Annotated in this window: 9 protein-coding genes and 4 tRNA genes; 1 reads left to right on the plus strand and 12 read right to left on the minus strand. The window is 44.9% G+C overall.

All coding sequences use genetic code 11. The features are described from left to right. Positions 1-883: 883 nt before the first annotated feature. From FTU87_RS13510 to secA, 8 genes are all read right to left on the minus strand, one after another. Positions 884-960, minus strand: a tRNA-Pro gene (locus FTU87_RS13510). 17 nt (positions 961-977) lie between these two features. Then, positions 978-1053, minus strand: a tRNA-His gene (locus tag FTU87_RS13515). A gap of 33 nt (positions 1054-1086) precedes the next feature. Beyond that, positions 1087-1163 (minus strand) — tRNA-Arg (locus tag FTU87_RS13520). Positions 1164-1197: 34 nt separating this feature from the next. Beyond that, positions 1198-1274, minus strand: a tRNA-Pro gene (locus FTU87_RS13525). 151 nt (positions 1275-1425) lie between these two features. Next, the gene (gene nadA / locus FTU87_RS13530) at positions 1426-2493 is read right to left on the minus strand and encodes a quinolinate synthase NadA (protein WP_179999634.1); all 1068 of its coding nucleotides are present in this window, start codon (positions 2491-2493) and stop codon (positions 1426-1428) included. Between the two features lie 152 nt (positions 2494-2645). Then, complete coding sequence (argJ, locus tag FTU87_RS13535) at positions 2646-3866, minus strand: bifunctional glutamate N-acetyltransferase/amino-acid acetyltransferase ArgJ (protein WP_074383508.1); 1221 nt, start codon at positions 3864-3866, stop codon at positions 2646-2648. A 158-nt stretch (positions 3867-4024) separates the two neighbouring features. Further along, on the minus strand, positions 4025-4378 hold the full coding sequence (locus tag FTU87_RS13540) for a hypothetical protein (protein WP_005098054.1): 354 nt from the start codon (positions 4376-4378) through the stop codon (positions 4025-4027). A 137-nt stretch (positions 4379-4515) separates the two neighbouring features. Continuing rightward, a complete protein-coding gene (gene secA, locus FTU87_RS13545) occupies positions 4516-7242 on the minus strand; it encodes a preprotein translocase subunit SecA (RefSeq protein ID WP_180097631.1) in 2727 nt (908 codons plus the stop codon). Positions 7243-7576: 334 nt separating this feature from the next. On the opposite strand from secA, the gene FTU87_RS13550 reads away from it, so the two are divergent. Continuing rightward, the gene (locus FTU87_RS13550) at positions 7577-8212 is read left to right on the plus strand and encodes a peroxiredoxin (RefSeq protein WP_180097633.1); all 636 of its coding nucleotides are present in this window, start codon (positions 7577-7579) and stop codon (positions 8210-8212) included. A gap of 396 nt (positions 8213-8608) precedes the next feature. Here FTU87_RS13550 and FTU87_RS13555 read toward each other — a convergent pair whose 3' ends face one another. The 4 genes from FTU87_RS13555 to trpA are packed head-to-tail and all read right to left on the minus strand — an operon-like array spanning position 8609 to position 12627. Next, positions 8609-9658 (minus strand): SPOR domain-containing protein, encoded by a 1050-nt coding sequence (locus FTU87_RS13555; RefSeq protein WP_373684778.1) that lies wholly within the window; start codon positions 9656-9658, stop codon positions 8609-8611. Continuing rightward, complete coding sequence (gene folC / locus FTU87_RS13560; RefSeq protein WP_180097635.1) at positions 9649-10932, minus strand: bifunctional tetrahydrofolate synthase/dihydrofolate synthase; 1284 nt, start codon at positions 10930-10932, stop codon at positions 9649-9651. The genes FTU87_RS13555 and folC overlap by 10 nt, the downstream gene beginning before the upstream one ends. Further along, the gene (gene accD, locus FTU87_RS13565; protein WP_034608357.1) at positions 10929-11825 is read right to left on the minus strand and encodes an acetyl-CoA carboxylase, carboxyltransferase subunit beta; all 897 of its coding nucleotides are present in this window, start codon (positions 11823-11825) and stop codon (positions 10929-10931) included. Before accD ends, folC begins: the two co-directional genes overlap by 4 nt. 1 nt (position 11826) lies before the next feature. Next, positions 11827-12627, minus strand: a complete 801-nt coding sequence (gene trpA / locus FTU87_RS13570) for a tryptophan synthase subunit alpha (RefSeq protein WP_005098062.1) — start codon at positions 12625-12627, stop codon at positions 11827-11829. Positions 12628-12874 lie beyond the last annotated feature (247 nt).

Genomic DNA, 12874 nt, shown 5'->3' on the forward strand with positions numbered 1-12874 from the left:
CAATCTTGGCTCATCAATTTTCTGACAAATATTTCTCAAATAAACTTCGAGTCATTTCTACCATCAATCAATGAAAATAATTTCGATCGATCAACCAGTAAAAATCCACACAAGTTGTTCTTCATAAGCTCTTAATGATCTTCTTGCTGATTCGTCACCAGCAAGCTAGGTCGGCTATATTACACTGAATTTCTAAAGTGTCAATCCGTAATTCAAATTAATTTAAACTTAACCAACAAAACCTAATCTTAACACTTCGTGCTAAGTTACTGTTTTATCAGAAGTTTTAATCTTCATCACTGCCGATGGATGTGCATTCTACAGGATTTCACACCCAACACAACCCCTATTTCTAAATAATTCAGCAAAAAACCAACGACTGTTTATTTATTCTACAAAAAGTGCAGGTTTTTCTATTTTTTGATTATAAAACATACATTCCAAGGAGGTTTATAGTGTTTATTTACTTATAAAAGCTATTTCTGGTGGATTTCATATTTATATTTTAATTTATCTTTTCTTTAGCAAGAAAAATATAGATATCAAGACTGATAAATTATTTATATTTCCCTTTTATATAAATGCTGAGGAACGCATACACCTTACCAAAATAAAATAGTATGACAATGAGAATGCCTCAACATCCCCCCCCTTAAACGCATCATAATCCTTCTTCAACAAAAGACACAAAATAAAAAATCCATCTCACCTGAATATCTATATTGAGTGAAGAATAAATTGATATAGAGATATAAGTGCTTGTATAAGCAATTATTAAAAAGGCAATTATAAATAATATTGTATATTTTTTACTCTTGTTGAATTTCAGGCATAAAAAAACCGCTTAACGCGGTATCTTTTATCTCGACCATCTTTAAGGAGATGGTCGGAGCAGTAGGATTCGAACCTACGACCCCCTGGTCCCAAACCAGGTGCACTACCAGGCTGTGCTATGCTCCGATTTCAACTTTAAAAGTTGGGGTGAATGACGGGATTCGAACCCGCGACAACTGGAATCACAATCCAGGGCTCTACCAACTGAGCTACATCCACCATCATTTTGATTCTTAACATCAAGCGACCAAATGGCGCGCCTGACAGGATTCGAACCTGTGACCATCCGCTTAGAAGGCGGATGCTCTATCCAACTGAGCTACAAGCGCGTTACTGATGCAAACATCATTTGCCTTGAAGAATTGGTCGGAGCAGTAGGATTCGAACCTACGACCCCCTGGTCCCAAACCAGGTGCACTACCAGGCTGTGCTATGCTCCGATTCATCTCAGCTTTCGTATCGAACATCGTTCGGTACGGTGTGCATTCTAGGCGTGACGCCCGGAGACGTCAACACCTATCTTAAAAAAAAACCTAAAAAACGCGCCAAGCGTTTATTTATCAAGCGCTTCAGACATTTTTTATACAAATTTTAACGTTTTAGTCCGGCACTAAAATTCAACATGCGATCTAGAGGCAGTTTTGCGCGTTCAGCCAGTACAGGATCGACATGTACTTCCTGATCCTTATGCTGTAATACATGCAAAATACCATCCAGCTCATTCATTGCCATCCACGGACAATGCGCACAAGAACGACAGGTTGCCCCTTCCCCCGCAGTTGGTGCCTCAATCAGGACTTTATCGGGAACTGCTTGCTGCATTTTATAGAAGATACCACGATCCGTAGCCACAATTAAACGCTGATGTGGCAAAGTCTGTGCGGCTTTAATCAGTTGCGAGGTACTGCCTACTGCATCGGCAATCTCGACTACAGACATGGGGGATTCCGGATGTACCAACACCGCAGCATCGGGATAGAGTGCTTTCATATTGACAATACCGCGTGAACGGAATTCTTCATGCACGATACAGGCACCATCCCAGAGCAACATTTCTGCACCGGTTTTGCTTTGGATATATCGGCCCAAGTGCTGATCCGGCGCCCAGATAATTTTTTCACCGAGACTATCCAGATGTTCAATAATTTCCACTGCACAGCTAGAAGTCACTACCCAATCGGCACGCGCTTTCACCGCTGCGGAAGTATTGGCATACACCACCACGGTATGATCGGGGTGCGCATCGCAAAAAGCTGTAAATTCATCAACCGGACAACCAAGATCCAGTGAACAGGTTGCTTCCAGGGTTGGCATCAGCACGGTTTTATCTGGAGATAAAATTTTTGAGGTTTCACCCATAAATTTCACTCCTGCCACCACCAACGTAGAGGCTGGATGATCGCGACCAAAACGTGCCATTTCCAGAGAATCCGAAACACAACCACCGGTCAACTCAGCCAGTTCTTGCACTTCAGGATCGCAATAATAATGCGCCACCAAAACGGCATCCTGTTTTTCCAGTTCAGCCTTGATTTGTGCAAATTTGTCTAATTTTTCCTGCTGGCTCATTTGATGTTCTTGAGGAACGCCTAAACGATCTAAATGCGCCTGCACAATCGACTTTGCTTCATTGGCTATTAATTTGGTCGCACTATTCATAACAACTCTTACTCTACCCTAATTATCCGTTATGACACGGACATTTACCCTACACCCTAATCACAATTGGCAAAATGCCATTTTTGACCAGTCATTAAAAATCATAAGATATAAAAAAAGCCCCACAACGGAGGCTTTAGAAACGATCTGAATTATGAACGATAATCTGCATTAATCTTGACGTAATCATAAGACAGGTCACAGGTATAGACCGTGTCTTTCGCTGTACCACGTCCAAGATCAACACGAATCGTCATTTCAGCTTGGGCCATCACACCTGCACCAGCTGCTTCAGTATAGTCTGCCGCCGCACCACCATCTTTACAGATTTGTACATCATCTAACCAAACCTGAATTTTTGCAACGTCTAAATTCGGCACACCAGCATAACCAATCGCTGCCAGAATACGCCCCCAGTTTGGATCAGAAGCAAAAATCGCAGTTTTAACCAATGGCGAATGTGCAATGCTATAAGCCACATCACAGCATTCCTGAATATTAGCACCACCTTCTACCGCAACTGTAATAAATTTGGTGGCACCTTCACCATCACGCACAATCAGTTGCGCCAAGCGTTTCATGGTACGCATTAACACATCAAGCACGACTGCATAACGTGGATCTTCAGTCGAAGTAATTTCAGCCCCCCCGCCTTGACCTGTGGCAATCAAGATGCAGGAATCATTGGTTGAAGTATCACCATCGATGGTAATGCGGTTAAACGACACATTTACTGTTTCTGTTAATAACTGCTGAACCAGTTCACGGCTGATTGGAGCATCGGTTGCCACATAACCCAGCATAGTCGCCATATTTGGACGAATCATGCCGGCACCCTTGGAAATACCGGTCATGGTATAGGTGGCACCATCCAGCTCGAACTGCTCTGAAGCGCCTTTCGGTGTAGTATCTGTGGTCATGATTCCCGTTGCAGCATCGACCCAGGCATCATCACGCAATGAGTCTAGCGCAGGTTGTAAACCGCTGAGCAAACGCTCCATTGGCAATTGCTCGCCAATGACACCCGTAGAGAATGGTAAAACTTCAGCAGCCTGTACCCCTGCCAGTTCAGCCAGCTTGGCACAGGTAGCTTCTGCATTTGCCATGCCTGTAGGGCCGGTTCCTGCATTGGCATTGCCGGTATTGATCACTAGGTAACGCGGATTCCCTACCTGTAAATGCGCTTTAGATACATGCACCGGGGCTGCGCAGAAGGCATTTTGAGTAAATACCCCTGCAACATTGGAGCCTGCAGCCAGTTCAAATATCACCAGGTCACGTCGGTTCTGATAGCGCACATAGGCTTCAGCCGAACCAATTTTAACCCCTTTTACCACATGCATCTGTGGCATAGATACGTCACCAACTGCCATTTTAAAGTCCAATATTGAAGTTTCGGAAAAATACAGCTTAGTTGATCTGCAACAAAAAATCGAGCCAAAGCCTGAGTCAGCTTGAGATTTATGATGGATTTTCACAATAAAAAACCAGTCATCAAGACTGGTTTCTGCATTTTAAAAAATCGGAGATTTTAATTTTTCGCAAGTTGCCCTGCTTCATTTAATAAAGCCTGCTTCGCTTGCTGCTGACTCGCGGCAGAAAGTGCCGGATTAGATGCCACAATACGATCTGCATTGGCCGCATTGGCCGGTGCGATCGCAGCGGTCTGCAACACAATCGGGCGATTCTGATTGGCAAAGGTATAACGAATCCCGGTACGCGGGCTGGCCACGGTCACTTGTTCATCTGTACGTTGTACTTGAGCTGTAGTAGAACCCACTGCTTGCTGAACTTTATCAAGTGTCGTGGTGGCTGCAGTTTCTGCAAAACTTAAAGCAGGCATGGCCAAAGCGGCAATCATGAGCGTTTTTAATACTTTTTTCATTCAGGTTATTCCACTTTTCGGTGTTGAATGAGCCATTAAATACCATTTAATCCGCAGGACTGCAAATAGTATTCAGTTTCTGAAAAATCTTTATACATAAAAAATCAGAGCCATGTGGCTCTGATTTTCAATATCGCTTAGATTCTGCCATGACACTGTTTATATTTCAGGCCTGAACCACATGGACAAGGTGCATTACGGCTTGCCGGCGCTTCAAAGACTGGCGCTACCGGACTTACCTCAGCATTTTGTTCAGTCGTATTTTCATGTTCATCTGCAAGTAAACCCTCGAACTCATCATGAGATAACTGCAATCGCATTGCCTCAGCCTGTGCCTGCTGCTGTGCTTCCATTTCAGCCAGCTCTTCAGGGGTCGGCACATGAATACGCGATAAATCTGTAACGACATCCGATTTGATGACACCCAGCATATTCACAAACAGGTTATAGGCTTCTTTTTTATATTCCTGCTCTGGATTTTTCTGTGCATAGCCACGTAAATGGATGCCCTGACGCAAGTAATCCATCGCTGCCAGATGTTCTTTCCAGTGACGATCCAGAGAATTCAGCATAAAGTGACGTTCAAGCGATGCTGCAGATTCCGCACCCATTTGTTCACGACGTGAACGGTAACGATTCAGTACTTCATCGCTAATACGCACCACCAATGCCTCTTCATCGAGACGACGGTCCTGTTCCAGCCATTGTGCGATAGGAAGATCCAGTGACATGTCTTCACGCAAGGCCAATTCCAGACCTTCAATATCCCACTGGTCATGAATCGACTCAGGCGGAATATAATTGGCAATTACACCCTGCATCACTTCACGGATCATTTCTTCAATATAATCTTGCAGCGAATTTTCTGCCAGAATGTCATCACGCTGACTATAAATAATCTTACGCTGTTCGTTATTCACGTCATCGTATTTCAGCAAGTTCTTACGAATATCGAAGTTACGTGCTTCGACTTTACGCTGTGCATTCTCAATCGAGCGAGACACCATTTTGTGTTCAATCGCTTCATCTTCCTGCAAGCCCATGGCACGCATCATACCCACCACACGGTCACCGGCGAAAATACGCATCAAGTCATCTTCAAGCGACAGGTAGAAACGCGATACACCCGGATCCCCCTGACGGCCTGCACGACCACGCAACTGGTTATCGATACGACGTGATTCATGACGTTCAGAACCGATAATATGCAAGCCACCCGAATCCAGAACGGATTGATGATTAACATCCCATTCCGCTTTCAGACGCGCTTCGTCATCGCTTGTCGGATTTTCAATTTTGGCCAGCAATGCTTTCCAGTTACCACCCAGCAGAATATCGGTACCACGCCCCGCCATGTTGGTGGCAATGGTCACGGCACGCGGCGCACCAGCTTGCGCAATAATATCCGCTTCACGTTCGTGCTGTTTGGCATTCAGTACTTCGTGGGTAATGCCCGCAGCTTTCAGCTTATCGGATAGAATCTCAGATGCTTCGATGGTTGCCGTACCAATCAAGATTGGCGCAACACCGGCTTCATGCACACGCTGAATTTCTTGAATAATCGCGTTATATTTGCCTTCACGATTTAAATAGATTAAATCGTTCTGGTCATCACGGATCATTGGACGATGGGTCGGAATCAGCACCACATCCAGACCATAAATTTCTTTCATTTCCGCGGCTTCAGTATCAGCGGTACCGGTCATACCCGATAATTTTTTATACAGACGGAAATAGTTCTGGAAGGTTGTGGTTGCCAGGGTCTGGTTCTCTGGTTGAATTTCCAGACCTTCTTTGGCTTCTACCGCCTGATGCAAACCTTCAGACCAGCGACGGCCCGGCATGGTACGACCGGTATTTTCATCGACGATAATCACTTCACCATCATTGATGATGTATTGCACGTTACGTTGATATAAATAATGGGCACGAATTGCCGCAGTCACATGATGCAACAGGTTCAGGTTCGACGCTGAATACAAGCTCTCGCCTTCTGCCAACAAGCCCATTTCAATCAGTTCACTTTCAATGGTTTCAAAGCCCACTTCAGTAATTTCAACTGAACGCTGTTTTTCATCAATCCAGAAGTGGCCACCGTCCGGCACTTTTTCTTCTTTCTGTGGTTTTAACTTTGGTGGAATATTATTAATGGCTGCATAAAGCTGCGAAGAGTCTTCACTTTGACCAGAAATAATCAGCGGGGTACGTGCTTCATCAATCAGGATCGAATCGACCTCATCGATAATGGCATAGATCAGACCACGCTGCTTTTTCTCAGCCAGCGAGAACACCATGTTGTCACGCAGGTAATCAAAGCCAAATTCGTTATTGGTACCGTAGGTAATATCGGCACGATAAGCTTCCGCTTTTTCCATCGGATTTTGCATGGAATAAATAATCCCGATGCTTAAACCCAAAAATTCAAATAATGGACGGTTGAGCTCGGCATCACGTTGTGCCAGGTAATCGTTCACGGTAATGACATGCACACCTTGACCGCTGATGGCATTCAGGTAACAGGCCAAGGTACCCATCAGGGTTTTACCCTCACCGGTACGCATCTCTGCAATTTTACCTTCGTGCAAGGTAATACCACCGATCAGCTGCACGTCATAATGACGCATGCCCATGACCCGCTTGGCGGCTTCACGACAGACTGCAAATGCTTCAGGCAATAATTTATCGAGGTTTTCACCCTTATTATATCGTTGTTTGAATTCTTCAGTTTTTGCAGATAAGTCTGCATCGCTAAGGGTAGATATCGTCGGCTCGAGCACATTAATCTTGTCTACGATTTTACGCATGCGTTTGAGTTCGCGCTCATTTTTGGTACCGAAGATTCCTCCGATCAGACTTGCCAACATGAATAGACTCTCTAAATCTTGCTTGTCAAATGAATATGTTCTTAGTCGTTATTATGGTGCTAGAAATTTGAACTACAAGGGTTTTGCTATAAAACCGCTGAAAAAAATCTGATCCTGAGTTCTAGCCCCGAGATCTAAGGCAAAGTAATGTAGCAAACTTTAGCTGTGCAATATAGTCAATTAGACGACTGATTTGTTTGATTCTAGATAGATAAAACAAATCACTTATGCTATTTATTCATAAAGAAAGCTAAAAACACTATTTTTAATCATAAAAAATTTGATTCATATTAAATCGTATCTCGACATTAAAAGACCAATTGAGGCTAAAAAGATGAGTTTACGTTTAGGCGATACCGCACCGAATTTTGAACAGCAATCCAGTGAAGGCCTGATTAATTTTTATGATTTTCTGGGGGATAGCTGGGGCATTTTATTTTCACACCCTGCCGACTATACACCAGTATGTACGACTGAGCTTGGCTATACCGCAAAACTTAAAGACGAGTTTGCAAAACGTGGTGTTAAAGCCATTGCCCTGTCGGTCGATGATGTTGAATCGCATCATGGCTGGATTAAAGACATCAATGAAACCCAGAACACCACAGTGAATTTCCCGATCATTGCCGATCAGGATCGCAAAGTTTCTGAGCTGTATGACTTTATTCATCCGAATGCCAGTGAAACGCTCACAGTTCGTTCTTTAGTGGTCATTGATCCCAACAAAAAAGTCCGTTTGATTATTACTTATCCTGCATCGACCGGTCGTAATTTCCATGAAATCTTGCGTGTGGTAGACTCCCTGCAACTCACCGATAGCCATAAAGTGGCAACGCCTGCGAACTGGCAGCATGGCGATGATGTGGTGATTGTCCCTTCATTGAAGGATGAGGAGGAAATCAAGCAACGTTTTCCAAAAGGTTATACCGCTGTCACGCCTTACCTGCGCTTAACGCCACATCCTGAGTGAGGATCAGCAAGACACTGCTTCGCCCTAAGGAATATATTCCGCAAGAAGACGAGAAGCTATGCTTCGAGCAACAAATTAAAACGATTCCTTTTTAATTTTGTGCAACACAAGTGAAGTGCGCAGTAATAGATAAGCAGAGCACTGCTCTGTTCATAAAGAATATGTATAAGTACATCCACTCTTAACGTTGATGTATCTATATAAAAAGCAGCAAGATTAAAACTGAATTTCTAACCCGAATGACGTGCCGGTTTCGAAGTTCATCACCAGCCTATCTTTAGATAGGCTTTTTTAATCCTGAGAGTTTTGTCACCTTTTTAATTTTTGCTCCCCAACAAAAATGGATCCAGGCATAACCTGAATCCATTTTAAACCAAAGTACAGTAATACGCTGTCTTAGTTACGCTTATCTAAAGGCACCCAGTCAATCACCCAGGCAGATTTCATATTCAGACTGTCATCTGCAGCGATTTTTTTACGCGAAGCATCAGCAGTTTCCCGATCCTTTGATGGACCGACCATGATACGAATCCCTTTAGAGGTTGGACTCTTGGTCACTTTATAACCCTTGGCACGCAGTTTTGCCGCAACCGCATCTGCATTGGCTTCATTGGCTGCCAGTGCGACCTGCACCATCCACTGCTTGTCACTTTCACCTTCCAGCAATTTACGTGCCTGCTCAGCTTCTGCTTTCTTTTTGGCGTCTTCTGCTGCCTTTTTCTTGGCTTCTTCAGCCTTACGTTTGTCTTCGGCTTTACGTTTTTCTTCGGCGGCTTTACGTTCAGCTTCTTTCTTCTCGGCTGCCTTACGCTCTTCCTCAGCCTTACGTTTTGCCTCAGCCGTCTTACGTTCTGCTTCGGCTTTTTGCTGTTGCTCCAATTTACGTTTTTCTTCAGCCGCTTTGCTTTCAGCGGCTTTACGCTCCGCTTCTTTCTTGGCCGCTTCAGTTGAACTGTTGGCTTTTTGCTGCTCAAGCTTCTGCAGGGCTAGCTTTTTGTCTTGTGCAGCCTTTTCTTCAGCCAAGCGTTTCTGTTTGGCCTGTTCGTCTTCGACCAGTTCTGGTGGAATATTATCCGAGCTTTGCTGTCCCATACGATGCGCATTAAGTGCAGCATATTCTTCAGCCGCTTTACGCGCCGCATCTGCTTCTGCCTGCTGTTGCATCGCTAAAAATTCAGCCGCACGAGCCTCCTGCTCTGCCACAGATTTTTCCCGATCACGGCGTTGCTGTTCAAGTAAACGCTTTTCTGTTTCCACATCGACCGTCAAGGAACCCAGCGAATGATTCACTGCATCCTTAGTTTCCACTTCCGCAAACTGTGCCGGTTTCTGCTGACGATCCTGCTTGATTTCATCTTGACCTTTCAGGAGTAATGCTGCCAATAAAACACCACCACCGAGTAAAACAACACCGCCCATCCAGCGCTGTTTGTTATTCATTGACATTCTTCCAAATACTCCCATACCGCTTCTAAGGTATGAAATGATCCACATACCAAAATCAGCTGATTATTATCTGTTTGATCCAGTGCTGATTTAAAAGCTAATTTCACATTGTCAAATTGTTCTACCGCCTCACCGCCTAGAGCCTCAGCTAAAATTGTGAGCTCTGCCGCACGTGGGACGGATAATGGTGCAATTTTCCACAATTGAACCGTGTCTTTCAATAACTTGGTGACAGAATTTATATCTTTATCTGCCAACATTGAAAACACACAAACGATATTTTTATAGTTTTGATTGTAATTTAAATAGTTTCGCAACTGTTTCAGCAGAAACTCGACCCCATGCGGGTTATGTCCGGCATCAAAAATCACGGTTTTATTCTGGATTTGACAGACTTCAAAACGTCCCGGCAACTTTGCCGTTTGAATCCCTTGTGCCATCACATCCTGACTGACCGTTAAACCGCTCAGCAAAATTGCAGCCACAGCGGTAGAAATATTATCTAGCGCCAGTGAACCTGTTGGAAGTTTTAAGGTCGTACCCGAAGAGGCAAAGGCCCAAGACTGGCCATCTGCACATGCTTCATAGAAATAATCACGATTCACCGCATATAGGGGCGCGTTGCATTGCTGAGTTTTATCTAAAATGGCTTGTGGAATCTGTTGCTGTCCACCAAACACCACCGGAATATTCGGCCGGATAATTCCGGCTTTTTCAAAGGCAATTTTCTCGATGCTATCACCGAGCCAATCGGTATGATCCAGACCAATATTGGTAATCACTGCTACATCCGGATTAACCACATTAACCACATCCAGACGACCGCCCAGACCGACTTCCAGCACCCAGACATCACACAACTGATCTTTAAAAATCACAAAAGCTGCCAAAGTGGTCGCTTCAAAGAAAGACAGGCTCAAATCACATTCGCGACGAGCCTGATCCACCTGAACAAAAGCATCCACCAACAACTGATCTTCAACTTCAATGCCGCGCAGTTTTACCCGCTCATTGAAACGGTACACGTGTGGAGATTGATACAGTCCGACCTTGAAGCCTTGTGCATTCAAAATCGCAGCCAGTGTGGTGGTGGTTGAACCCTTACCATTGGTTCCAGCCACCGTCTGCACTTTGGCCGCCGGACGTGTCACACCGAGCTTTTCAGCCACCGGAATAACCCGTTCCAGACCTAAATCAATACCCGTAACGTGAACATGGCTCCAATAATCGAGCCATGTACTTAAAGAATCTGTTGCTAGCGGTGCTGTGTTCAATGCAGGTTCATCAATTTCGTAACAATACGGTAAACTGTATCACGTAATGCGTGACGGTGAACAATCTGATCGATTACCCCATGATCAAGCAAATATTCCGCGCGCTGGAACGGTTCTTCCAGTTTTTCACGGACAGTTTGTTCGATCACTCGTTTACCGGCAAAGCCAATCATCGCCTTCGGTTCAGCCAGATGTACATCACCCAGCATCGCCAATGATGCAGTGACACCACCGTATACCGGATGCGTCAATACCACCACATAAGGCAGGCCTGCTTCTTTTAAACGCTGGATAGCAGCCGAAGTACGTGCCATTTGCATCAAGGACAACATGCCTTCCTGCATACGTGCACCGCCTGAAGCAGCAAAGCAGATCAAGGGCTGCCGGGCTTCAATCGCACGCTCTGCCGCCTGAACAAAACGGTCACCGACCACTGTCCCCATAGAGCCGCCCATGAAATCGAATTCAAATGCACAGGCAATCATTGGGACATCTTTTAGCAGGCCTTGAATCACGACCAACGCTTCGGTTTCGCCGGTTTTCTTTTGCGCTTCTGCCATACGCTCTGGATAAGCTTTGCTATCGACAAACTTTAACGGATCTTTAGCCTTAAACTCCTGACCCAGTTCAGTCTGTACCTGGTCAAAGAACCAGTTCAGGCGATCACGGGCTTTCATGCGTAAATGCTCATCACACTGCGGACAAACATAGGCATTGAATGACATCGCGGTACGGGTCACCAAAGCATGACATTCAGGACACTCGACCGTAGGCTCGGTAAATGTCGCTTTGTAGATCGTTTGCTCATCAGGTACATGAATGCCTGGAACAATGCGTTCCGTCCATGGGGTCGATGGGCTCAGAATTTTGCCTGATTTCACGGGTTGACTCATACTATAACTCATCGAGCGCTGCTCGAAGCTCCTTGACTTTATTCACCGTCGCAATAACGGCTTGTTCTGGTGCAAGCGTTGCAAACTGCTTTACAAACGCACTTCCCACAATAACTGCATCCGCAGCAACACCCATCGCTTTCGCAGATGCAGCATCGCTGATACCGAAACCTACGCCTACAGGAACATCAGTCACAGCTTTAATCTTTTGAATGCGGGCAGCGGCTTCAGAGACATCTAAAGTTGCTGCACCGGTCACGCCTTTCAAGGATACATAGTAGATAAAGCCAGTGGCCTGTTTCGCTACGTGTTGAATACGTGCATCGGTTGAAGTGGGTGCCAGCAGGAAAATCTGATCCATGTCATATTTTTCCAGTACTTCACCCAGACTTTGTGCTTCCTCTGGCGGTAAGTCCACCAGCAGCACGCCATCTACTCCACATTCGTAAGCATAAGCCACAAACTTTTCATAGCCAATCACTTCGACCGGATTCAGATAACCCATCAGCACCACAGGTGTTTCGCGATCTTTCAAGCGAAATTCTTTCACCATGTGCAGTGCGTCCAAAGTATTGGTACCGCCTGCCAGCGCACGTTCAGCTGCTAAAGCAATTACGGGACCATCTGCCATCGGGTCGGAGAAAGGAAGACCCAGCTCAATCACATCGACACCCGCCTCTACCATTGCATGGAGCAAAGGTACAGTGACCTCTGGATGCGGATCACCAGCCATCACATAAGAAACTAAAGCTTTACGCTGTTGAGATTTAAGTTGTTCAAATCGTGTGGCTAAACGTGACATAGGGCTGAGCTTTCCTTAACGTGTTTCAAACTTGAGGCATTGACTATGTAAAAATACAAGACGTCGCATTGTAACGCTATTTTTTGTCCAATGAACAGTCTGCGATACCGACCTCGAGTATTTCATTTCCTGTACGAAGATTTCAAAACAATTCGGAAGGGTCTATTTACGATTATTTTGATTTTTTTCACAATGATCAAAGATGCCTAATTTTGCTATTAGCTAAAATCCTGAATATTTAGATAAG

Source organism: Acinetobacter sp. YH12156, assembly GCF_013418235.1.
GTDB lineage: Bacteria > Pseudomonadota > Gammaproteobacteria > Pseudomonadales > Moraxellaceae > Acinetobacter > Acinetobacter pseudolwoffii.

Bases quoted from the DNA above. Each gene is read 5' to 3' on its own strand.
- nadA (WP_179999634.1), bottom strand. From the start codon at position 2,493: ATGAATAGTGCGACCAAATTAATAGCCAATGAAGCAAAGTCGATTGTG.
- argJ (WP_074383508.1), bottom strand. From the start codon at position 3,866: ATGGCAGTTGGTGACGTATCTATGCCACAGATGCATGTGGTAAAAGGG.
- FTU87_RS13540 (WP_005098054.1), bottom strand. From the start codon at position 4,378: ATGAAAAAAGTATTAAAAACGCTCATGATTGCCGCTTTGGCCATGCCT.
- secA (WP_180097631.1), bottom strand. From the start codon at position 7,242: ATGTTGGCAAGTCTGATCGGAGGAATCTTCGGTACCAAAAATGAGCGC.
- FTU87_RS13550 (WP_180097633.1), top strand. From the start codon at position 7,577: ATGAGTTTACGTTTAGGCGATACCGCACCGAATTTTGAACAGCAATCC.
- FTU87_RS13555 (WP_373684778.1), bottom strand. From the start codon at position 9,658: ATGTCAATGAATAACAAACAGCGCTGGATGGGCGGTGTTGTTTTACTC.
- accD (WP_034608357.1), bottom strand. From the start codon at position 11,825: ATGAGTCAACCCGTGAAATCAGGCAAAATTCTGAGCCCATCGACCCCA.
- trpA (WP_005098062.1), bottom strand. From the start codon at position 12,627: ATGTCACGTTTAGCCACACGATTTGAACAACTTAAATCTCAACAGCGT.